21 protein-coding genes are annotated in these 22,368 nt (G+C 66.7%); 19 read left to right on the plus strand and 2 right to left on the minus strand.

Annotated elements, in window-relative coordinates:
• Nucleotides 1-212: 212 nt before the first annotated feature.
• The 14 genes from ACFUTU_RS02455 (at nucleotide 213) to ACFUTU_RS02520 (ending at nucleotide 18,199) form a co-directional block, all read left to right on the plus strand.
• Nucleotides 213-386: a hypothetical protein gene (locus tag ACFUTU_RS02455; RefSeq protein ID WP_377960275.1), complete on the plus strand. Its 174-nt coding sequence runs from the start codon at nucleotides 213-215 to the stop codon at nucleotides 384-386.
• A 42-nt stretch (nucleotides 387-428) separates the two neighbouring features.
• Nucleotides 429-1,898, plus strand: a complete 1,470-nt coding sequence (locus ACFUTU_RS02460; protein ID WP_377960277.1) for a glycosyltransferase family 87 protein — start codon at nucleotides 429-431, stop codon at nucleotides 1,896-1,898.
• Nucleotides 1,891-3,330 carry a phytoene desaturase family protein gene (locus ACFUTU_RS02465; RefSeq protein ID WP_377960279.1) on the plus strand — a complete coding sequence of 480 codons (1,440 nt, stop codon included), beginning with the start codon at nucleotides 1,891-1,893 and terminating at the stop codon, nucleotides 3,328-3,330. The genes ACFUTU_RS02460 and ACFUTU_RS02465 overlap by 8 nt, the downstream gene beginning before the upstream one ends.
• A gap of 83 nt (nucleotides 3,331-3,413) precedes the next feature.
• Nucleotides 3,414-5,405: a penicillin-binding transpeptidase domain-containing protein gene (locus ACFUTU_RS02470; protein WP_377960281.1), complete on the plus strand. Its 1,992-nt coding sequence runs from the start codon at nucleotides 3,414-3,416 to the stop codon at nucleotides 5,403-5,405.
• A 111-nt stretch (nucleotides 5,406-5,516) separates the two neighbouring features.
• A complete protein-coding gene (locus ACFUTU_RS02475) occupies nucleotides 5,517-7,199 on the plus strand; it encodes an ABC-F family ATP-binding cassette domain-containing protein (RefSeq protein WP_377960283.1) in 1,683 nt (560 codons plus the stop codon).
• Between the two features lie 26 nt (nucleotides 7,200-7,225).
• Nucleotides 7,226-8,422, plus strand: coding sequence for an MFS transporter (locus ACFUTU_RS02480; protein WP_377960285.1), 1,197 nt, complete (start codon nucleotides 7,226-7,228; stop codon nucleotides 8,420-8,422).
• Between the two features lie 101 nt (nucleotides 8,423-8,523).
• Nucleotides 8,524-10,026, plus strand: coding sequence for a bifunctional phosphatase PAP2/diacylglycerol kinase family protein (locus tag ACFUTU_RS02485; protein WP_377960287.1), 1,503 nt, complete (start codon nucleotides 8,524-8,526; stop codon nucleotides 10,024-10,026).
• Nucleotides 10,027-10,156: 130 nt separating this feature from the next.
• Nucleotides 10,157-11,101 (plus strand): ABC transporter ATP-binding protein, encoded by a 945-nt coding sequence (locus ACFUTU_RS02490; RefSeq protein ID WP_377960289.1) that lies wholly within the window; start codon nucleotides 10,157-10,159, stop codon nucleotides 11,099-11,101.
• Between the two features lie 3 nt (nucleotides 11,102-11,104).
• Nucleotides 11,105-11,983, plus strand: coding sequence for an ABC transporter permease subunit (locus ACFUTU_RS02495; protein WP_377960291.1), 879 nt, complete (start codon nucleotides 11,105-11,107; stop codon nucleotides 11,981-11,983).
• A 25-nt stretch (nucleotides 11,984-12,008) separates the two neighbouring features.
• Nucleotides 12,009-13,412, plus strand: a complete 1,404-nt coding sequence (locus ACFUTU_RS02500) for a sensor histidine kinase (RefSeq protein WP_377960293.1) — start codon at nucleotides 12,009-12,011, stop codon at nucleotides 13,410-13,412.
• Nucleotides 13,409-14,107 (plus strand): response regulator, encoded by a 699-nt coding sequence (locus tag ACFUTU_RS02505; protein ID WP_377960295.1) that lies wholly within the window; start codon nucleotides 13,409-13,411, stop codon nucleotides 14,105-14,107. Before ACFUTU_RS02500 ends, ACFUTU_RS02505 begins: the two co-directional genes overlap by 4 nt.
• Nucleotides 14,108-14,207: 100 nt before the next feature.
• Nucleotides 14,208-15,158 (plus strand): intradiol ring-cleavage dioxygenase, encoded by a 951-nt coding sequence (locus tag ACFUTU_RS02510; protein ID WP_377960297.1) that lies wholly within the window; start codon nucleotides 14,208-14,210, stop codon nucleotides 15,156-15,158.
• A 21-nt stretch (nucleotides 15,159-15,179) separates the two neighbouring features.
• Nucleotides 15,180-16,529 (plus strand): M18 family aminopeptidase, encoded by a 1,350-nt coding sequence (locus ACFUTU_RS02515; protein ID WP_377960299.1) that lies wholly within the window; start codon nucleotides 15,180-15,182, stop codon nucleotides 16,527-16,529.
• A 236-nt stretch (nucleotides 16,530-16,765) separates the two neighbouring features.
• A complete protein-coding gene (locus ACFUTU_RS02520; RefSeq protein WP_377960301.1) occupies nucleotides 16,766-18,199 on the plus strand; it encodes an amino acid permease in 1,434 nt (477 codons plus the stop codon).
• A 132-nt stretch (nucleotides 18,200-18,331) separates the two neighbouring features.
• Here ACFUTU_RS02520 and ACFUTU_RS02525 read toward each other — a convergent pair whose 3' ends face one another.
• Nucleotides 18,332-18,667 carry a YnfA family protein gene (locus tag ACFUTU_RS02525; protein WP_377960303.1) on the minus strand — a complete coding sequence of 112 codons (336 nt, stop codon included), beginning with the start codon at nucleotides 18,665-18,667 and terminating at the stop codon, nucleotides 18,332-18,334.
• Between the two features lie 234 nt (nucleotides 18,668-18,901).
• On the opposite strand from ACFUTU_RS02525, the gene rpsF reads away from it, so the two are divergent.
• From rpsF to rplI, 4 genes are all read left to right on the plus strand, one after another.
• The gene (rpsF, locus tag ACFUTU_RS02530; protein ID WP_003800148.1) at nucleotides 18,902-19,207 is read left to right on the plus strand and encodes a 30S ribosomal protein S6; all 306 of its coding nucleotides are present in this window, start codon (nucleotides 18,902-18,904) and stop codon (nucleotides 19,205-19,207) included.
• A 55-nt stretch (nucleotides 19,208-19,262) separates the two neighbouring features.
• Nucleotides 19,263-19,841, plus strand: coding sequence for a single-stranded DNA-binding protein (locus ACFUTU_RS02535; RefSeq protein WP_076799463.1), 579 nt, complete (start codon nucleotides 19,263-19,265; stop codon nucleotides 19,839-19,841).
• A 121-nt stretch (nucleotides 19,842-19,962) separates the two neighbouring features.
• Complete coding sequence (gene rpsR / locus ACFUTU_RS02540; RefSeq protein WP_003800144.1) at nucleotides 19,963-20,202, plus strand: 30S ribosomal protein S18; 240 nt, start codon at nucleotides 19,963-19,965, stop codon at nucleotides 20,200-20,202.
• 18 nt (nucleotides 20,203-20,220) lie between these two features.
• A complete protein-coding gene (gene rplI, locus ACFUTU_RS02545) occupies nucleotides 20,221-20,673 on the plus strand; it encodes a 50S ribosomal protein L9 (RefSeq protein WP_377960305.1) in 453 nt (150 codons plus the stop codon).
• A gap of 149 nt (nucleotides 20,674-20,822) precedes the next feature.
• On the opposite strand, the gene ACFUTU_RS02550 is transcribed toward rplI, so the two are convergent.
• Complete coding sequence (locus tag ACFUTU_RS02550) at nucleotides 20,823-21,374, minus strand: dihydrofolate reductase family protein (protein WP_377960307.1); 552 nt, start codon at nucleotides 21,372-21,374, stop codon at nucleotides 20,823-20,825.
• 366 nt (nucleotides 21,375-21,740) lie between these two features.
• On the opposite strand from ACFUTU_RS02550, the gene ACFUTU_RS02555 reads away from it, so the two are divergent.
• Nucleotides 21,741-22,367 carry an FMN reductase gene (locus tag ACFUTU_RS02555; RefSeq protein ID WP_377960309.1) on the plus strand — a complete coding sequence of 209 codons (627 nt, stop codon included), beginning with the start codon at nucleotides 21,741-21,743 and terminating at the stop codon, nucleotides 22,365-22,367.
• Nucleotide 22,368 lies beyond the last annotated feature (1 nt).

The raw sequence follows: 22,368 nt of genomic DNA on the forward strand, positions 1-22,368 counted from the left end.
CGTGCGGTTGCGCAGCTCCCCCATAATTCGGAACCCTGCTTCCTGTTGGGCTCGCCGCGCTGCCATTTTGACGGCTGGTTGCCGCATTTTCGGATTCCCTTCTCGCCCGGGCATTTCTCTGCCTTTTTACGGCCGTTTTCCTGCATCCGTAAATGGCTTTATTTGGCCTGCCCTCATTTTATTTCGTTCTTTTGGAAAGGAGGTGAAAGATTATGCTCCGCAAACTTCAGGAACTTTTCTTCGGTCGCGCACCGGGCGGTGCCGTCCTTGATTCGCGTCCGACCTCCTCCAGCGTCCAGCAGGCGCAGTTCGACGGGCAGTTGCTTGACCGGAGGCGGGAGGACGTTTACGCGCTCATGCACCAGCAGGTGAGCAGCCTGCGGTGAAGCCGCCTTTTTATGCGGGGACCCACCGGTAAGCTCGACACCATGCAGGAGACACAGCCGCCGCCCGATCGAAAGCTCGCGCGGCTGGTAGTGCCGACCCGCAGCGACCGCTTGCTGCGGAACTTCACCGAGCTGATCGGCGGGCCCCTGGGCCAGCGGTCCGCCCCGGGGGTGGTAGCACCGGGCTTCTTCACGGTGGAACGCGTTCTGATCATCCTCACCGTACTCGCCGCCTTGGTTGCCATTGCCATCAAGGGCTACTGCAGGGTTAACGGGTGGCAGACGCCGTCGCAGTTCTATTCCACCTGCTACTCGGACTTTCCTGAATTGTTCCGCAACAGGGGACTGGGTGACGGGGCCTTTCCGTTTCTCACGCCGGGCGCCCTTTTCGAGTATCCGGTCCTGATGGGCCTGATAGCTGGCGCCACAGCCCGCATGGTGCCCGGTGCGGGAGCCACAGACGCCCGGATCCTCGGGTACTTCGACGTGAACGCCACACTGATCGCAGCCGTGTGGATAGTCACCGTTTTGGCCACGGCCCGCATGACCCGCCGCCGGCCATGGGACGCCGCCATGGTGGCCCTGGCGCCCGGGATTGTGTTCTCCGGCCTCATCAACTGGGACATGTGGGCCGTGGCCATGCTGGCACTCGGCATGTACTTCCTGTCCCGGGAGCGGCTGGTGATGGCCGGCATCCTGATCGGCCTGGGGACGGCCACCAAGCTTTACCCGGTGCTGGTTTTCGGCGCGATTCTCCTGCTGGCCCTCCGCAGCGGGAAGATCCGCTCCTTCGTGATCACTGCCGCCTCGGCGGCCTTGGCATGGCTGGCGGTCAACCTGCCTGTGGCCGCCCGGGACCCGGCCGGATGGAAGTACTTCTTCGAGTTCACGCAGGACCGGCCGGCCGGCTACAGCTCACCGTGGTTCGCCTACAACCTGGTGGCCGGGCGGGTCCGCTGGAGCGTCCTTACGCCGGAGGCCATCAACACACTGGCCCTCAACGTGTTTCTGCTTGCCTGCATCCTCATCGCGGTCCTTGCCCTGACCGCCCGGCAGCGGCCGCGGATTGCGCAGCTGACCTTCCTGATCGTGGCCGCCTTCATCCTCACCAACAAGGTCTACTCACCCCAGTTTGTCCTGTGGCTCGTGCCGCTGCTTGCTTTGGCCCGTCCCAAGTGGCGCGACTTCCTGATATGGCAGGGCATCGAGGGGCTGCACTGGGCGGCTGTCTGGATGTATCTTGGCCAAGTGACCAGCGGCGGCGTCTCACAGCACAACATCGACATGCCGTACTACGTCCTGGCCGTCGCCGCGCATATGCTGGCGATCGCATATCTGATGCTGCGGGTGGCATGGGACGTCTGGGACCCCCGCTACGATCCCATCCGGCGGCATGCCATGGACGACCCCCACGGCGGCCCCTTCAACAACGCCCCTGACGTGCTGCGGATCGATTTGTTCCACCCCCGCGCTTCCCTGCTCCCCTGGCGGACGGTTGCCCGAGATGCCTGATGTCGCCGTCGTTGGTTCCGGCCCCAACGGACTCGCCGCCGCCGTCGTGATGGCGCGGGCGGGGCTGAAGGTGCACGTGTATGAGGCCGCGGACCAGCTCGGCGGGGGTTCCCGGACGTCCCAGGTAATCGAGGACGGGCACTGGCACGACGTCTGTTCGGCCGTGCACCCCATGGCACTGGCTTCCCCTTTCTTTCGTGCGTTCGACCTTCCGCGCCGGGTGGACCTGCAGCTTCCGCCGGTGCAGTTCGGGTCCCCGCTCGACGGCGGCCGTTCCGCCCTGGCCTACCGGTCACTCGACAGGACTGCCGATGAGCTGGGGCGGGACGGACACGCCTACCGCAGGCTGCTCGCCCCACTGGTGCGGCATATCGACGGCGTCGTGCAAACCACGTCCGACCAGCTGCTGCGCATTCCCGGCGACCCGGTGGCTGCCGGCCTTCTGGGCCTGCGGACCCTTGAACAGGGTTCGCCCCTTTGGAACCTGAGATTCCGGGAGGACCGGGCACCTTCGCTGGTCAGCGGTGTTGCGGCCCACGTTGTGGGACGACTGCCGTCACTCTCCGGCGCGGGAGCCGGTCTTTTGCTCAACGCGCTGGCGCACAGCGGGGGCTGGCCCATACCGGTCGGGGGATCGCAGGCGATAGCCGATGCGATGGTCAAGGACATCGAAGCCCACGGCGGGGTGCTGCAGACGGGCTTCCGCGTCACGTCGCTGGCGGAGTTGGAACCGGCACGGGCAGTACTGCTGGACATTGCGCCTCCTGCCCTGGCCCGGATCGCCGGCAACCGGCTCCCCGCCTCATACCGGCAGGCACTGGAGTCGTTCCGGTTCGGCAACGGCGCGTGCAAGGTGGACTTCATCCTGTCCGGTCCCGTGCCGTGGGCCGCTGCGGGACTGGCAGGAGCCGGAACGGTGCATGTGGGGGGCAAACGGGAGGACATGGCGGAGGCGGAGCATGCAGTCTCGCAAGGCCGGCATCCCGAGCGGCCCTACGTCCTTGTTTCCCAGCCGTCCGTGGTTGATCCGGGCCGGGCGCCCGAGGGCCGGCACATCCTCTGGACCTACTGCCATGTGCCGGCGGGGTCCACGGTGGACATGGGACAGGCCGTCATGGACCAGCTGGAGCGTTTTGCGCCCGGATTCCGTGACCTCGTCCTGCGCCGGAAGGTGACGACGGCGGCAGAACTGGCCACGTACAACGAGAACTACGTCGGCGGGGACTTCAGCGCCGGGCTCCTGGATCCCCGCGGGCTGGTCCAGCGGCCCGTCGTCTCGCCCGTACCCTGGCGCACTCCTGCACGCGGCGTCTATCTGTGTTCCTCTTCGACGCCCCCGGGTCCCGGCGTCACAGGGATGCCGGGGCTCCGTGCAGCGACATATGCACTGAAGGACATATTTGGGCTCGATGTCCCGGCACTTGGACTCTAGGCGTTTTTCCGTCACCGAGCCGTGACCGTGTCCTGGCGCGTCTCGTGGCTCTCGCGGCGCCGCTGCCGGGGGATAATAACGCGGTGGGGAACAACACTAAAAAACTTTCACTCGTCCTTGCAGGTCTGGTACTCAGCGGGTCACTGGTGGCCTGCGATGACGGCCGCGGCGGGGCGGAGACCGCAGCGAAGCAGCTGGCCTCCGCTGTGGCCGGCCTGGATCTTCGCCCGGTGGCTTTCGACGGGCGCGACTCGAACGTGGCCAATGATCAGCTCAACCAGGTCTTCAAGGCACTGGCACCGGCCAAGCCGTCGGTTGAGGCAGGAGAGCTGACTCTCGACGGCGACAGCGCCCGGGTCCCGCTGAATTACAGCTGGAAGATTTCCACGGGCGAATGGAAGTACACCGTTTCGGCCGACCTGCGGAAATCCGGTGACAAGTGGCTTACCGTCTGGTCGCCGGGGATGCTGGTCCCGAACCTTGCTGAAGGCGAGATCCTCAGCAAATCCACCCAGTCGCCGCCCCGTGCCGACATCCTCGGTGCCGGAAACCAAAAGCTGGTCACGTTGCGCCCGGTGGTCAACGTGGGAATCGACAAGCCCCAGCTCGACGGTGCCGATGCCGCTGATTCCGCCACGAAGCTCGCCAAGCTGGTGGGCGTGGATCCCGCAGCCTACGTGCAGCAGGTGGAGGCATCAGGGGCGGAAGCGTTCGTCCCGGCCATCACCCTCCGCAACACCAGCGACCGTGCGGTGACCGACGCCGAAATCGCCGCCATCCCGGGTGGCCGGGCCATCCCGGACGAACTGCCGCTGGCACCCACCCGGAACTTCGCCCGGCCCGTCCTGGGCACGGTGGGCGAGGCCAGCGCAGAGCAGATTGAGAAGTCCAACGGCACCCTGACCGCCGGGGACGTCATTGGAACGGGTGGACTCCAGCAGCAGTACGATGCGCAGCTCCGCGGCACGGACGGAACCGTGGTCCGCGTGCAGCGCGCGGACCTGACCCGGGAAGAGATCCAGTCCGCGGCGACCGACCCCCGGCGCACCGTCTTTGAGGTGCAGGCAGTTCCCGGCAAGCCGCTGCAGACCACCCTCGATACGAAGCTGCAGCAGCTCGCCGAGGACACCCTTGCGGACGTCAAACCGGCTTCGGCCATCGTGGCGCTCCGGCCGTCCACGGGCGAGGTGCTGGCTGCAGCATCGGGGCCGGGCAGCAACGGCTACAACACGGCGATGCTCGGCCAGTACGCCCCTGGGTCCACGTTCAAGGTGGTGGACTCCCTCGCCATGTTCCGTAACGGGTTCACGCCCGACTCCACGGTCCAGTGCACACCGACGCTCACCGTCGACGGCAGGAAGTTCAAGAATGCCGAGGGTTACCCCAAGGATTCCCTTGGATCGGTGACCCTGCGGGATGCCTTCGCCCACTCGTGCAACACCGCCTTCATCGCCGCCCGGGACAAGGTCACCCAGGCCCAGCTGGAATCGGCCGCCACGTCCCTTGGTGTGGCCGTTGAGGCCCCGAAGCTGGGCGCCGAGGCGTTCCTTGGTTCCGTTCCGGGTGAGGCTGAAGGCACCGAGCACGCTGCGGCCATGATCGGCCAGGGCAGGGTGCTGATGTCCCCGCTCGCTGCCGCCGTCATGGCAGGCTCGGTGGCAAAGGGCGCACCCGTGTCCCCGGTCCTCGTGCAGGAGAGCGCCGCCTCAGCGTCGCCGTCGGCCAGCCCGGAGCCGACGGCGGAAGGCTCCGCCCTGTCGTCGACCGTCACCGCGGAAGCACCGGCGAAATCCGCCCAGACCCCGGTCACCAAGGCGGAAGCAGCGTCCCTCGCGGACATGATGCGTGCTGTGGTGACCTCCGGCCACGCCGGATTCCTGGCCGAGGTTCCCGGTGAACCGGTGGGTGCCAAGACGGGAACCGCGGAGTTCGGCAACGAGAACCCGCCCAAGACGCACGCCTGGATCATCGCCGTGCACGGCGACCTTGCCGTGGCCGTGTTTGTCGAGGACGGCGGACTGGGCGCCACCACCTCCGGCCCGCTGCTGAAGAAATTCCTGACGGCGGCCGGCTGACACCCTCTCTCCCACGCTGGAGTTTTTGTACACGTATCGCGACTTGCGGGCACGCCAGGGGACGATATCTGTACAAAAACTCCAGCCCGCGGGGCGTGGGAGAATTGGCCGGTGGCCCATATTGACGTTTCCGGCATCGACTACTTCCTCTCCGACGGCACCCAACTGCTCAACGGGGTGACCTTCAAGGTCCCGGACGGCACCAAAACGGCGCTCATCGGGCCTAACGGCACGGGCAAGACCACGCTGTTCCGCATCATCGCCGGTGACATCACGCCGGACGAAGGTGTAATCGGCCGCTCCGGCAACATGGGCATCATGCGGCAGTTCGTGGGCCAGGTCCGGGACGACTCCACGGTCCGGGACCTGCTGGTTTCCGCAGCGCCTCCGGCGCTGGCAGACGCGGCCCGCGCTGTGGACGAGGCGGAGCTCGCCATGATGGAGCACGACGACGAGCCCACCCAGATGCGCTACGCCCAGGCGATCGTCGACTGGGGAGACGCCGGCGGGTACGACGTCGAGACCGTCTGGGACGAGGTCTGCATGGCCGCGCTGGGGCTGCCCTTTGACCGCGCCCAGCACCGCCGCGCGTCGACCCTTTCCGGCGGCGAGCAGAAGCGGCTGGTGCTCGAGGCGCTCTTTGCCGGCCCGGACGAACTGCTGCTCCTCGACGAACCGGACAACTACCTTGACGTCCCCGGCAAACGCTGGCTCGAGGACAAGCTCAACGAATCGAAGAAGACGGTCTTCTTCATCAGCCACGACCGCGAGCTGCTGAACAACGCCGCCGGGCGCATCGTCACCCTCGAGCCGGGCATCAACGGCGCCGGGGCCTGGATCCACGGCGGTGGCTTCGGCTCCTACGTCGAGGCGCGGGCAGACCGGAATGCGCGCTTTGAGGAGCTCCGCAAGCGCTGGGACGAGGAGCACGCCAAGCTCAAGGAACTCGTCAACATGTACAAGAACAAGGCCGCCTTCCGCTCCGACATGGCCAACCGCTACCACGCAGCGCAGACCCGGCTGGCCAAGTTCCTGGAGGCCGGGCCACCGGAAGCCCTGCCGATCGAACAGAATGTCCAGATGCGGCTCAAGGGCGGCCGGACGGCGAAGCGTGCCATCGTGGCCGAAAAGCTGGAGCTGACCGGCCTGATGAAGCCCTTCTCCACGGAGATCTGGTTTGGCGACCGGGTAGGTGTGCTGGGCTCCAACGGCTCCGGCAAGTCGCACTTCCTGCGCCTGCTCGCCACCGGCGGCACCGATCCGGAGCGGGAACACCTTCCCGTGTCCGATGTTGAGATCGCCGAGGTGCCGCACGAAGGCACCGTGAAACTCGGCGCCCGTATCCGGCCAGGCTTCTTTGCCCAGACCCATGTGCGGCCCGACCTCATGAACCGCACGCTGCTGGACATCCTGCACCGCGGTGATGAGCACCGTTCCGGGCTTGGCCGCGAGGCCGCCGCCGGCGCACTCGACGGCTACGGGCTGGCCGGCCAGTCGGAACAAAAGTACGAGTCCCTGTCCGGCGGCCAACAGGCCCGGTTCCAGATCCTGCTGCTGCAGCTCTCCGGAGCTACCCTGCTCCTGCTCGACGAGCCCACCGACAACCTAGACCTGCACTCGGCCGAGGCCCTGGAGCGGGCGATCGACCACTTCGAGGGCACTGTCCTTGCCGTCACGCACGACCGCTGGTTCGCCCGGACCTTCGACCGCTTCCTGGTCTTCGGCTCCGACGGCAAGGTGTACGAGTCCCCCGAACCCGTCTGGGACGAGAAGCGGGTGGAGCGCGCCCGCTGACTACCTGCACTGGCTAGAGTTGTCGAATGACCTCAACCCAGCAGCTTGCCGGCCGGCAGGTCTCCGCCGCCGCCCTCGCCACGTTCATCATTTTCGGCGCCAACGGCCTGGTCTTCGCCAGCTGGGCGGCCCGCATTCCGGCCGTGACGGAGATCCTGGGGATATCTTCGGGGCAGATGGGCACGCTGCTGCTCTGCACCGCCGTCGGGTCGCTGATCGCGTTGCCCACCGCCGGGCACGTCATCAACCGCATCGGCACCGCCAACACCGTCCGGGCCAGTGGCTTCCTGGCCGCCCTGGCGGGCGTGGGCATCGCCGCGTCGCTGCTCGCTGAGTCGGTGCCGGGAACCGCCGTCGGGCTTTTCTTCTTCGGCATCGGCATCGGGCTGTGGGACGTGTCCCAGAACGTCGAGGGGGCCGACGTCGAGCACCGGCTGCGGAAGACCGTGATGCCGAAGTTCCACGCGGCCTTCAGCGGCGGGGCTTTCCTGGGGGCGCTGATCGGGGCCGGACTGTCGGGCCTGGGTGTGGGCCTGCCGCAGCACCTGCTGGTCATCGCCGCCCTGGTGGCGGTCCTGACCTTCGTGGTCCCCCGGTATTTCCTTCCCCACACCGCGCCTGAACAGCACGCCGACGGCGACGCCAGGCAGGCGCGGGGACCCTCGGCATGGCGCGACCTCCGTACCCTGCTGATCGGTGTGGTTGTCCTGGGCGCCACGCTGACCGAGGGTGCGGGCAACGACTGGATCGCCAAGGCGTCCGTGGACGGCCTGGGAACCTCCGAATCAACAGGAGCCCTGCTCTTCGCCCTCTTCGTGCTGGCCATGACCACCATGCGTTTCTTTGGCGGCACCGTGATCGACAAATACGGCCGGGTGGCAGTCCTGCGGGGAAGTATGGCCGCTGCGGCAGCCGGCCTGGCGCTCTTTGTGTTCGCCGGAAACCTTTGGCTGGCCGCCGTCGGGGCCGCACTTTGGGGAGTGGGGGCGGCACTTGCCTTTCCCATGGGCATGTCGGCGGCGGCGGACGATCCGCGGCACGCGGCCGCACGGGTGTCGGTGGTGTCCACCATCGGCTACGTCGCATTCCTGGCAGGCCCCCCGCTGCTCGGCTATCTCGGTGACCTGACCGGAATCCACATGGCACTGCTGGCCATCGGCGTGCCCATCCTGGTTGCCCTGGTGCTGGCCGGCGCCGCCAAACCGCTTCCTGTCCGGGAATGACCAGGCTGCCGCAGCCACCTGCTGCGGCCACGACAAACCGGGATTGGCCCAAAACAAACCGTACCGGGACGCAGCCCTGTACCGGGCGGTAGGGTGGGGCAATGCGACGAATGCTGCATCGGGGACCCGGCTGGATTGCGGCGCTGGACCGCACGCTGATGCGTGGCGTCTCCGGGTTTCCGGGCGGCCACCATGACACCTTTTTCCGGCGGCTCTCGGCCTCTGCCAACAAGGGGAAGCTGTGGTTCGGCGTGGCGGCCGTGGCTGCGGTTATCCCGGGCCGCACCAGGCGCGCAGCCGTCCATGGGCTGCTCGCCCAGGGGGTTGCGTCGGCTGTGACCAACCTCGTTTTCAAGACCCTGCTGCCCCGTGCCCGGCCGCTGCCCGAACACCTGCCCGTGTTCCGCTTCGTCCATCCCCAGCCGACGAGTTCGTCCATGCCGTCCGGCCACTCCGCCTCCGCCGTGGCGTTCGCGCTCGGCACCGGGCTCGTGCAGCCGGCACTTGGAGCGGTTGTGGCTCCGGTGGCGGCCGGCGTGGCGTACTCGAGAGTGCATACGGGCGCGCACTGGCCCTCGGACGTCCTCTTCGGCTCGGCCATCGGGGCCGGCGCCGCACTGGTGACCAGGAAGTGGTGGCCTGTCCGTCCGCCGATGCCCGCTACCTCGAGGCGCCGCGTGGACGTGGCCAGGCTCCCGCAGGGTGCTGGCCTGAGCATCGCCGTCAATACGCTGGGGGGTTCCTTTACCGAGGAAACCGCGGCCGCGCTGAAGGAAGTATTCCCTCTCGCTCATATAACCCTCGTGGCACCTGAGGACGACGTCGCTCTGCGGATGCAGGAGGCCGCCACGGTGCCGGGCATCCGGGCGCTCGGGGTATGGGGCGGCGACGGCACGGTGGGCACCGCTGCGGCGGCCGCCGTCGAACATGGCCTCCCCCTGCTCGTTCTGGCCGGCGGCACCCTGAACCACTTCGCCCGGGATGCCGGAACGCCTTCCCTGGTGGAAGCGGTGAAGGCGGCAGAAAACGGCTGGGGGGCGCTGGCGGATGTGGGTGCCGTCGCCGTCGAACGCGGACTGGCGGACCACCCCGAGAGGGTGGAGCTCACCATGCTCAACACCGCAAGCATCGGGCTGTACCCGAACCTGGTGCGCCGCCGCGAACAGCTGCAGCCTGCCATGGGCAAGCCCCTGGCCGGCGTCGTGGCGATGTTCCGGACGTTCGCCGTGGAGAAGCCGATCACGCTGATCGTCAACGGCCGCCTGCACAGGCTCTGGATCATGTATCTGGGCCGCGGCCGTTACTACCCGCGGGACCACGCCCCGCTCTTCCGGCCCGTGCTGGACGACGGCGTGCTGGACGTCAGGATGCTGACCGCCGACGAGCCCTTCGCCCGGCTCCGCATGCTGTGGTCAGTGCTGACGGGAACGGTGGGAACGTCCAAAATCACCCACCTCACCGAAGCCACCCGGGTGAGGGTGGAGTGCGGCGCAGCCCCGATGGTCCTGGCGGTTGACGGCGAGGCGATGCCTGGTGTCCGTGCGGTGGAGTTCACCCTGAAACGGGCAGCCCTGCGGTACTACTCGCCGCGGGACGACGGCTGACGGCTCATCCCACCGGATGATGCCCGGCACCCTGATTCACCCCTGAATCATCCCTGAGACCGGCGCATTGGGCGGGCGGCGTCGGTAGCGTGGAACGTGCACACCAGCAGCTACGCAAAGGAACGCTTCCATGATTGAGGCAGAAGGCCTGACGAAGGTCTACGGCGACAAAACCGCCGTGGGCGGCGTCAGTTTCACCGTCCAGGCCGGCCGGGTCACCGGCTTTCTGGGACCCAACGGGGCCGGCAAGTCCACCACCATGCGCATGATCATGGGCCTGGACACGCCGACGGCGGGGACCGTGACAGTCAACGGCGTCCCGTTCGTCCGGCACAAGGCACCGCTGCGTGAAATCGGTGCCCTGCTGGACGCCAAGGCGGTCCACACGAGCCGTTCGGCGTACAACCACCTGCTGGCCATGGCCGCCACCCACGGCATCCCCCGGCGGCGGGTGCACGAGGTCATCGAGATGACGGGCCTCGCGGACGTGGCCCGCAAAAAGGTCAAGGGCTTCTCCCTGGGCATGGGCCAGCGGCTGGGCATCGCCGCCGCACTCCTCGGCGATCCGCAGACGATCATCCTGGACGAACCCGTCAACGGCCTCGACCCGGAGGGTGTGGTCTGGGTGCGGAACCTCGTGAAGTACCTGGCCTCCGAGGGGCGCACGGTGTTCCTCTCCAGCCACCTGATGAGCGAGATGGCCATGACTGCGGACCATCTCATCGTGATCGGCCGCGGAAAGATCATCGCCGACGCCGCCATCAAGGACATCATCGCCGGCAAGGGACAGAGCCGGACGCGGGTACGCTCGGACCAGCCCGACCGGCTCATGCACGTCCTGGCCGGCACCGGGGTATCGGTGGAGCTGCAGGACCACGAACTGCTGGAGGTGACGGGCCTTGATCCCCGCCAGATCGCCCGCGCGGCGCTGGACAACCGGGTCCTGGTCTATGAACTCACGCCGCTTCAGGCAAGCCTCGAAGAGGCCTACATGGAGCTGACCAAGGACGAGGTCGAATACCACTCGCTGATCACCACGGGAACCCCGGTTCCTGCCCAGTCCGGAGGCAACTGACCCATGAGCACACCCACCTTCACGCAGCCCGCCCCCGGCCCCCGCCGCGCCGGACACCACGCCGCAGCGGACCCCGGACCGGGTCCGGCCTTCTTCCGTGTCCTGAATTCGGAATTCATCAAGTTCCGCACACTCCTGTCCACGCTGATCCTGCTCGCCTCGACCGCCGTCGTGATGATCGGCTTCGGTGCGCTGTCCGCCTGGGGTACGGGACAGTTCGCGGACCAGGCCGCCTCCGACCCCGGGGCGGCAGCACAGATTGCCGCGCAGGGCGGCGACCTTGCGGTCACCGTCCCCACCTCCGGCGCATCCTTTGCGCAGCTGATCCTGGGCTCCCTGGGCGTCCTGCTCATGAGCTCGGAATTCACCACCGGCATGGCCCGCTCGACCTTCGCCGCAGTGCCCAAGCGGCTTCCCGCCTTTATCGCCAAGCTGGTGGTGGTCGTGGTCAGTGCCTTTGTCCTGACGGCGGTCTCCACCTACATCGCAGGCTTGGTGGCGGTGCCGATCCTGGACAACTTCGACCTCAAGCTTGACCTCGCCAGCTCGCAGTCGGTCAAGCTGCTCCTCGTCACCAGCGCGTACGTGGCCGCGGTGGCTGCCATCGGCATGGCGCTGGGGACCCTGCTGCGCAATTCGGCCGGCGGCATCATGGCGCTCGTGGGACTCTTCTTCGTGGCACCGATAGCGTTCCAGCTCATCCCCGGCGACTTCTTCGAGGAGGCGCGCAAGTACCTCCCCGGAAATACGGTCAACCCGATGACCGCCGTTGAGCATGTGCCGGACACGCTCGAGGCCTGGCAGGCGGCCCTGGTGCTGGGCGCCTGGGTGGTGGTGCCGGTAGTCCTGGCCATGATCCTGCTGAAGAAACGGGACGTGTAGCCGCAGGCCCGCAGAGACAAAACACATGATTGACGCTGTTTCCGTGAAGGACGCGCCAGCCGCCTCGGCTGACGCGTCCTTCGCCGAGCTTGCAGCCCGGCGGCGGGGACTCCTCCGGCGCTACCTCCACCGGCATCCCCGCGCCATGGACGCCGTTGTCGCCGCCTGCTATGCGCTGCTGGTGGTGCCGACAGTGATCGACGCCGTGGGTGCGGGGAAGTGGGGCGCTGTTGCGGTGCTCGCGGCCATTGCCCTGTCCCTGTTCCTGCGGCGCCGGCACCCGCTGGCCGTGGTGGCATTCATCGCTGTGGCCGAGGTAGGCGTGACTTTGCTCCACCCGTGGGGATCGAACGTTTCCGCCGGGCTCTGGTTCTCGCTCTACGCCGTGGCCGTGGTGCATACCCGCCGTTTTGCCTTGGTCACGATGGCGGTGGCCACGGCGCCGCTGGCGCTGCTGTACTTCCTCGCCGCCGTGGCACCCCTGGAACGCGAACTGCCCAGAACTCCCGCCTCGCCCGAGGAGTTCTACCTGGTGACCAGCATTGCCGCCGGCACCAGCATCGTTTTCTCCAACCTGCTCGCCACCGGCATCGGAATTTCGGTGCGGCAGCGGCGGGAGCACGAGCAGGAGATAGCTGCCTGGGCCGCCCAGGCAGCCCGCCTGGGATCGGTCACCGAGCGCAACCGGATCGCCCGCGAGATGCACGACGTCGTGGCACACTCCCTGACGGTGATGGTCGCACTGTCCGATGGCGCCGCCGTCGTGGTCCGGAAGGACCCTGAACGGGCCGCGCAAGTCCTGGCGGAACTGTCCGGGACGGGGCGCACCGCCCTGTCCGACATGCGCCGTGTCCTTGGCGTCCTGCGGGATGACGCGGGCAATGAGGCAGCCGCAGGCCAGGCGTCACGTGAACCGTTCGCGGACAGTGCCAGCCTGGGGAAGCTGCTGGACGGCTTCCGGGCCGCAGGCCTTCCGGTCCATTATTCGCACACCGGGCCGGCGCTGCCCGAGGACGTCGCCCTCCAGCTGACCGTGTACAGGATCGTGCAGGAGTCGCTGACCAACGTGCTGCGGTATGGCCGGGCGCTGAGCCGGGTGGACGTTCTGGTGGTGCGGGAGGATTCCGCCGTCACCATTGACGTGCTCGACGACGGCCGGGGCGCCGTTGATGCCCCCACGGGAGCCGGTCCGGCCGCCGGTGCGGCCGGACGGCTTGGCACGGGACAGGGCATCACCGGCATGAAGGAACGGGCCGGAATCTACGGCGGTACGGTGGAGGCAGGCCCGGCCGCCGGCGGCGGCTGGCGTGTGCGGGCGGTCCTGGCCCTGAACGGCAATATGCGGGGCCGCACTTCCCGGACCGGCACCGCGGCGCCGGACGGCAGACCGGGCCACAGCATGAAGAACGGCAAATGGGGGAACGAATGAACGAGTCCGGACGGCTCCGGGTCCTGCTGGCAGACGACCAGCCGCTGCTGCGGATGGGTTTCCGGCTCATCCTGGAAGGCGAGGACGGCATCGAAGTGGTGGGTGAGGCCTCCGACGGGGCCGACGCCGTCCGCCAGGTGGGCCTCCTCGATCCCGACGTTGTCCTGATGGATGTCCGGATGCCAACGCTCGACGGGATCGCGGCCACCCGTGCCATCACCGGTGCAGGCGCGCGTGCCCGAATTATCATCCTGACCACCTTCGACCTGGACGAGTACGCCTTCGCCGGGCTCCAGGCCGGAGCGTCTGCTTTCCTCCTGAAGGATGTGGCGCCCGCGGAACTCGTCCAGGCCGTGCGGGTGGTGGCAAGCGGGGACGCGGTGGTGGCGCCGCGGGTCACGCAGCGGCTCCTTGAAACGTATGTCCGCGGCTCCGGGCCCGTGGCTGCGCCGCCTCCGCCCGTTCCCCGGGACCCGCTGCTGGAGGAGCTCACACCCCGGGAAACCGAGATGCTGGAAGCGATGTCCGAGGGGCTCTCCAACGCGGAGATCGCGCACCGCTACTTCCTGTCGGAGGCCACCGTAAAGACCCACGTGCGGCGGATCCTGACGAAGCTGCACCTGCGGGACCGCGTCCAGGCCGTGGTGTACGCCTATGAAACCGGCCTGGTGACGCCAAGCAACCCCGACTACTGAGTGCGCCGTCCTGGGGCGGGGGCGCGCCCGGAGGCGGGCCACAGCTTCCGCACACCCGGGCCCTATACAGGCCATAGCCGGGTGCAGTTGGATGGGTGCCATGACCAACGAACCCCGCACTCCCGACGGGCGGCAGCCCCGGCACGAGCCGCATCCCAACCATGACCGTGGGCTCGAATTCGATCTGTCCACGCTGATGTCGCGCCGCTCGCTGGGCCTGTTCCTCGGCGCCGGCACGGCCGCCGCTTTGGCCGCATGCACCCCCGGCGGGACGTCGTCCGCGCCGTCGGGATCGCCGTCGGCCTCCAGCAATGCGTCCGCCACCGCCACCGCTTCGGCAACCACGTCGACGGCGGTGCCCCCGGCTTCCGCTTCCGCCTCGGCTTCCGCCGCCCCCACCGTGACCCGGGCGATCGCCGAGTGCGGCGTGGAGATCCCGCAGGAGACGGCCGGCCCGTATCCCGGCGACGGCTCCAACGGACCGAACGTCCTGGAAGCCTCCGGCGTGGTCCGGCAGGACATCACCTCAAGCTTCGGCACGTCCACCGCGAAGGCGGCCGGTGTGCCGCTGACCGTCACCCTCACCCTGCTGGACAACGCCAACGGCTGCGTTCCGCTGGTGGGTGCGGCTGTCTACGCCTGGCACTGCGACAAGGAGGGGCGTTATTCGCTCTACGATTCCGGCCTGGAGAACGAGAACTTCCTGCGCGGCGTGCAGGAGGCGGACGCCAACGGCCAAGTCACGTTCAGGACCATCTACCCGGGCGCGTACAACGGCCGCTGGCCGCACATCCACTTCGAGGTGTTCGAGTCGATGAACAACGCCACGGCAGCCGGCCAGGTCCTTGCCGTTTCACAGATCGCCCTGACCGACGCCGCCTGCCGCGAGGTCTACGCCTCCACCGGCTATGAAACCAGCGCGCGGAACTTCCCCAACACGACGCTGAATTCGGACAACGTCTTCGGCGAGGACGGCGGGATCTACCAGCTGGCCACCATGTCCGGCTCGGTCTCCGGCGGCTACACGGCAGGCCTCAACGTCACCATCTAGGGCACCGCTAGACTCGGAGCCATGCCTCTCCATTCCTCAGCAGCAGAGCACATCCGGGACCTGGGCGACTACGTCAGCGCCTCGCCGTCGAGCTTCCACGCCGCGCACGAGGGCGCCCGGCGCCTGGCGGAGGCCGGGTTCACCGGCCTGGATGAGGCACAGGCCTGGGACGCAGCGGCCGGCAGGTTCTATGTGATCAGGGACGGGGCGCTCATCGCCTGGGTCACGCCCGAGGGTGCCGGACCCACGACGGGCTTCAACATCCTGGGTGCCCACACGGATTCGCCCTCCTTCAAACTCAAGCCCAAACCGACCACGGGCAAGTTCGGCTGGCTGCAGGCCGGCGTGGAAATCTACGGCGGCCCGCTGCTGAACTCCTGGCTGGACCGGGAACTGCAGCTGGCTGGGAGGCTGGTGATGCTCGACGGTACCCAACACCTGACCGCCACCGGGCCGCTGCTGCGCTTTCCGCAGCTGGCCATCCACCTCGACCGTGCCGTCAACGAAGGCCTCACGCTGGACAAGCAGCAGCACATGAACCCGGTATTCGGGCTCGGCGACCCCGGCGACGCGGATCTCCTGGCCCTGCTGGCGGGGCGGGTGGCCGGCGGAACACAGGTCGATCCGGAGCACGACGTTGATCCGGCGCAGATCGGCGGGTACGACGTCGTTGTCGCGGACACGCAGCCCCCCGCTGTTTTCGGCGCGAAGGGCGAATTCTTCGCCTCCGGGCGGCTGGACAACCTTTCCGCCACCCACGCCGGGATCACGGCGCTCATCGCCCATGCTGACGCTTCCGACGACGGCCCGGAAGCTTCCGGTGAAACCGCACCAATTGCTGTGCTCGCCGCCTTCGACCATGAGGAAATCGGTTCAGCGTCCCGGTCCGGGGCCTGCGGCCCGGTCCTTGAAGACATCCTCGTCCGGATTTCGGACGGGCTGGGCGCCTCGGCGAGCCAGCGGCGGCAGGCGTTCTCGGCGTCGTTCTGTGTGTCCGCCGACGCCGGGCACGCCGTCCACCCCAACTACGCCGAACGGCACGACCCCGTCAACCGCCCGGTCCTCAACGGCGGCCCGCTGCTGAAGATCAACGCCAACCAGCGGTACGCCACCGACGCCCCGGGCGCTGCCTTCTGGGCACGGCTCTGCGGAGAGGCTGCTGTTCCCTTCCAGGAATTTGTCTCCAACAACGGCATCCCCTGCGGATCCACGATCGGCCCGCTGACTGCCACGCGGCTGGGTATCAGGACGGTGGATGTGGGCGTTCCGCTGCTGTCGATGCACTCGGCCAGGGAGCTCTGCGGGGTGGAGGACCCGTACAGCCTCGCGCGCGTGACCGAGCTGTTCTTCGGTGCTGCGGCACCGGCCTGACCGCCGCCCCCCAGGTTTCGGCGCCGTTACAGAATTACTCTATGTGCAACTTTTGTTGCACATAGATGTCTGAACCTGGCAGCATGCCCGTTTTCGTACAACGTAAACTGTTTGATTGCACAGCCCGGACACACCCGCGGCTCCCTTAGTGTGAAACGCACATGTGGTGCGCGGCACAGGCATTCGGCCGGCCCGACCGCTTTCCAAAACCTGCAACAAACGAGGATGGCGCAGCCATGCACGCTGACCAACAACTATCGAAATCCCTAAAGCCCCGCCACCTGTCGATGATCGCCATCGCCGGCGTCATCGGCGCCGGCCTGTTCGTCGGCTCCGGCGCGGCCATCCAGCAGGCCGGACCGGGCATCCTGCTGGCCTACATGGCCGCGGGCATCGTGGTCATCCTGGTCATGCGGATGCTGGGCGAGATGGCAGCCGCCAACCCGGAGACCGGGTCCTTCTCCACGTATGCGGACAAGGCGCTCGGCCGCTGGGCCGGCTTCAGTATCGGCTGGCTGTATGCGTGGTTCTGGATCATTGTGCTGGGCATTGAAGCAACGGCCGGTGCCGCGATCATGCACCGCTGGGTGCCCGGCATCGACCAGTGGGTCTGGGCCCTGGTCCTCATGGTCCTGCTCACGCTGACCAACCTGGGCTCGGTGAAGTCCTACGGCGAGTTCGAGTTCTGGTTCGCCTCCATCAAGGTCACTGCCATCATCCTGTTCCTGATCTTCGGTGTGGCCGCGATTCTCGGCCTGGTTCCGGGCGTCCCCGCGCCGGGGCTGAGCAACCTGACGGGCAACGGCGGATTCCTGCCCAACGGTCCGGGTGCTGCACTTGCCGGCATCCTCGTGGTGGTCTTTGCGTTCTTCGGGGCGGAGATCGCCACAATCGCGGCCGGAGAATCCGAGAACCCGGTTGAAGCCGTGAAGAAGGCTGTGAAGTCCACCGTCTGGCGCATCCTGGTCTTCTACATCGGCTCCATCGCCATCGTTGTCACCCTGCTGCCGTGGAACTCCGCCAGCGTGGCCAAGAGCCCGTACGTCGCGGTCATCGAGCTGTTCGGCATCCCCGGCGCGGGCACCATCATGGACGTCGTGGTGCTGACCTCGGTACTCTCCTGCCTGAACTCGGGCCTCTACACCGCCAGCCGCATGCTTTTCTCCCTCTCCCAGCGCGGCGATGCCCCGAAATCCTGGACCCGCATCTCCAAGCGCGGCGTGCCCGCCGCAGCAGTGCTGGCCTCCACCGTGGTTGGTTTCATCACCGTGGGACTGAACTACATCGCCCCGGACACGGTCTTCCTGTTCCTGGTGAACACCTCAGGCGCCATCGCACTGTTCGTCTGGCTGGTCATTGCCACGTCCCAGCTGGTGCTGCGCCGACGGATGGGCGCCGCGGCCAAGGACCTGACGCTGAAGATGTGGTTCTTCCCCTACCTCACCTGGCTGGCGATCGGCAGCATTGCTGCCCTCGTCGTCGGCATGGTCATGCTGGATTCCACCCGCGAGTCGCTGCTGCTTTCCGTGGCCCTGGCGGTCGTCGTGGTCGGCATCGGCGTCTGGCGCTACCGCAAGGGCGGTCCGGCGCACACCGCTTTGGCGACCGCCCCTGAATCCGCCACCCGCGAAGCCGCAGATGCGGGCGCAGGGGCCGGTCCGGCGTCGTAATCCGGTCCGCTTCCTGATCCCTAAACCATCCGCCCGGTTGGCCGTCAAGGCCCACCGGGCGGATGTTTTTGCGTTGGGCGCAGCCCCGCGCTCCGGTTCTGGCTGCTCTTGGTTTCAGCTGCTGCGGGCGTTTTAGCTGCTGCGGGGGGCGAACATGATGACGGCGACGCCCACCAGGCATACTGCGGCGCCGATGAGGTCCCAGCGGTCAGGCCGAAACCCGTCCAGCAGCATGCCCCAGGCGAGGGAGCCGGCGATGAACACGCCGCCGTACGCGGCCAGGACCCGGCCGAAGTGGGCGTCCGGCTGGAAGGCGGCCACGAAGCCGTAGAACCCCAGCGCGAGGATTCCGAGTCCGGCCCACCACCAGGCCTTGTCCTCCCGGACGGCCTGCCAGATAAGCCAGGCACCACCAATCTCCGCTGCGGCCGCAAGGGCGAAGAGGAGTACGGATTTTAAGATAGTCATGGCTTCAGTATTCCCGCTTGTTTTCCACATAGCCGGGCCGCTGCTTCCTGACCTTCCTCCGGGCCACTAGCGTTAGAGCTGTCCGAATCGCGGAATTCCATCCCGATGCACTAAGATAGTGAAGTCTGTGCTGCGCCCTGATCCATTTTGGATGCGGGTGTGCACGGCATCGCAAATGAACCTCCTGTTACGGAAATACCGTAGCCGCTTAGCCCAAAGGAGGTGGGTTCACATATGCGTCCTTACGAATTGATGGTAATCATCGACCCCGAGGTCGAAGAGCGTACCGTAGAGCCGTCGCTTCAGAAGTTCCTGAACGTCATCACTAACGATGGTGGAACCATCGAAAAGGTTGACATCTGGGGCCGTCGCCGTCTGGCTTACGACATCAAGAAGAAGTCCGAGGGTATCTACGCCGTGGTGAACTTCACCGCGACGCCGGCTACCGCCAAGGAACTTGACCGCCAGCTGGGTCTCAACGAGACCATCATGCGCACCAAGATCATCCGCCCCGAAGAGCAGAAGGTTGTTGCTGAGTAATTTCAGCTCACAACTTTCATTCTTTATCCCGCAGGAACGAACAAGGAGGCAGTAGATGGCAGGCGAAACCACTATTACGGTCATCGGTAATCTCACCAATGACCCCGAACTGAGGTTCACACCGTCAGGTTCGGCAGTAGCGAACTTCACCATCGCGTCCACGCCCCGCACCTTCGACCGCCAGTCCAACGAGTGGAAGGACGGGGAAACCCTGTTCCTCCGTGCTTCGGTCTGGCGCGAGGCAGCAGAAAACGTCGCCGAGTCCCTCACCAAGGGCACCCGGGTGATCGTTTCCGGCCGTCTGAAGAGCCGTTCCTACGAAACCAAGGAAGGCGAGAAGCGCACCGTTATCGAGCTCGAAGTCGATGAAATCGGCCCGAGCCTGCGTTATGCCAATGCCAAAGTCAACCGCACCCAGCGCTCCGGCGGCCAGGGCGGATTCGGCGGCGGCAACAGCGGCGGATTCGGTGGCGGTGGATTCGGTGGCGGCCAGGGTGGAAACCAGGGCGGCAACACCGGAGGAAGCTGGGGCGGCAACCAGCCCGCCGCGCAGGATGACCCGTGGGCCACGCCCGGAGTCAGCAATGCGGGCGGCGGCTGGGGCAACGGCCCGGATTCCGAACCTCCCTTCTAAACAACAAACACAAGGTCCGGCGCAGCATCCGCCAAGCGTTCGCGTTTTGCATCCGCCGCGATCGGACCACCACCATCCCGTGGATCATGATTCACGGGCTCCCTAGAATAGGAGCTCCACGATGGCTAAGGCTGAACTCCGTAAGCCCAAACCAAAGTCCAACCCCTTGAAGGCCGCTGACATCACTGTCATCGACTACAAGGACGTAGCATTGCTGCGCAAGTTCATCTCCGACCGCGGAAAGATCCGCGCCCGTCGCGTCACTGGCGTTACGGTGCAGGAGCAGCGCAAGATCGCCCAGGCGATCAAGAACGCCCGCGAAGTTGCTCTGCTGCCCTACTCCGGCGCTGGCCGGGGCTAAGGAAAGGGATTAACTAACATGGCAAAGCTCATTCTGACCCACGAAGTAACCGGTCTCGGTGCTGCTGGCGACGTTGTCGAGGTCAAGGACGGTTACGCACGTAACTACCTGCTGCCCCGCGGTTTCGCCCTGACCTGGTCGAAGGGTGGCGAGAAGCAGGTTGAGTCCATCAAGGCTGCCCGCGTCGCCCGCGAGCACGCTTCCCTGGAAGATGCTCAGAAGCAGGCCGCTGCTCTCTCCGCCAAGCCGGTCAAGCTGGTCGTCAAGGCCGGCGAAAGCGGCCGCCTGTTCGGCACGGTCAAGCAGGCCGACGTTGCCGCCGCTGTTGAGGCCGCAGGCCTGGGCAGCATCGACAAGCGCAAGGTTGAACTGCCGGCTCACATCAAGTCGGTCGGTTCCTACCAGGCCAACGTCCGTCTCCACGATGACGTTGCCGCTGTGATCGAACTCGACGTAGTCGCAGGCAAGTAGCAGGGTTCCCTGAAACCGAGCGTGCGAGGTTTTAGGGACGCCAGGCGCGCCGGTAGCCTGAACTGCTGACGGCCCCCGCCGTCGGATTCCTCTGGGAAGCCGATGGCGGGGGCTTCGTCGTGCCTGTGGCATACGGCAGCGCCGCGGTCTCAGTCCCCGCGCAGGCTGTAGGTGCTGACGACGTTGCCTTTGCTGGTCCGGTACTGGTCCTTCAGCACCAGCCTGGTCAGCGGATCGCCGTCCTCGAAGAGGCGCCGGCCGCTGCCGGCCACCACGGGATGCGTCATCAGGGTCAGCTCATCGAGGAGGCCGGCGAACAGAAGTTGCCGGGTCACCGAGATGCTGCCGCACACGGCGATCTCTCCGCCGTCGCGCGCCTTGAGATCAGTGATGAAGTCCTCCAGCGGCCCTTCGATCAGGCGCGAGTTTTCCCATTCAAGGGGGCCCGTCAGGGTGCGTGAAGCGACGAACTTTTCAACCGGGTTGATGAAGGCGGCGAAATCCTCATCCTGGGAGGCGTTGGGCCAATACCCTGCCCATTCCTGATAGCTGACCCGGCCGAGGACCACCGTGTCCACGGTGTTGATCATCTTGGTCAGCCCCTTGCCCAGCTCCTCATCGAAGCTGTCGAACTGAAACTTGAACGGGTCCTGCACCACGCCGTCCACGGAGTGGAACAGTCCGGCAGTAACTTTGCGCATGCGTGCCTCCAAAATCCGGGTGTCAGGCATTACCGTATTTCGCGGCACCGGCCATGTGAAGACTCCGCCGTCCGGCTTCCCTCGGTGTCTGCGGACTACTGGGCGTGCAGCACCGACGTGCTGTAGCGGTAGCCGACGCTGATCAGCTCGGCCAGCACGGCTTGATCGACGTCGGCCAGCCTGGTGATGTAGAGGCAGCCGGCACCCGTCTTGTGCTTGCCCAGCCTTCCACCATGGAAGGCAGTGTACCGTCCGCCGCGGCACCCGTTCCGGACGGCCGGAGCATGCCGCAGGAATAAATGCTGGTACGCTCAGGTTCAGCAGATAGATGCAAATGCATGTAAAGGCCAACCTGAGGAGAGCATCATGGAAACCCGCCGCATAACCGTCCTGTCCGCCGGTCTGGGAGTCCCGTCGTCGACCCGCCTGCTGGCAGACCAACTGGCTGCAGCCGCTACCCGGAAGCTGGCCGGCGCAGGCTATGAGGTGGTCGCGGACGTGGTGGAGCTCCGTGAGCTGGCCGTGGACATTGCCAACAACTTCGTGACGGGATATGCCTCGCCGCGGTTGGCTAAGGTGATAGCCGGCGTGGAAGCATCAGACGGGATCATCGCCGTCACCCCCGTGTTCAGCGCCTCCTACAGCGGCCTGTTCAAGTCCTTCGTTGATGTCCTGGACCCAAAGTCCCTGGATGGCAAGGCAGCGCTCCTGGGCGCCACCGGCGGAACCGACCGCCACCAGATGGTTCTCGACCACGCCATGCGCCCGCTGTTCAGCTACCTGCGCACGCGCACCACGCCCACGGCCGTCTTCGCCGGCCCGCAGGACTGGGGAAACACCGACGACGGCGCCACTCCCCTTTCGCAGCGCATCGAACGGGCTGCGGAAGAGTTCAGCCGCCTTCTGGAGGGCGATCAGCCTGGCCGCAAAGCGGCTACCTTGGAGTCGCTGCCCTTCGAGCAGCTGCTGGCAGGAATCTCGGGCGGACGGTAGG

It is taken from the genome of Arthrobacter sp. NPDC057388, from assembly GCF_042668165.1.
Lineage (GTDB): Bacteria > Actinomycetota > Actinomycetes > Actinomycetales > Micrococcaceae > Arthrobacter.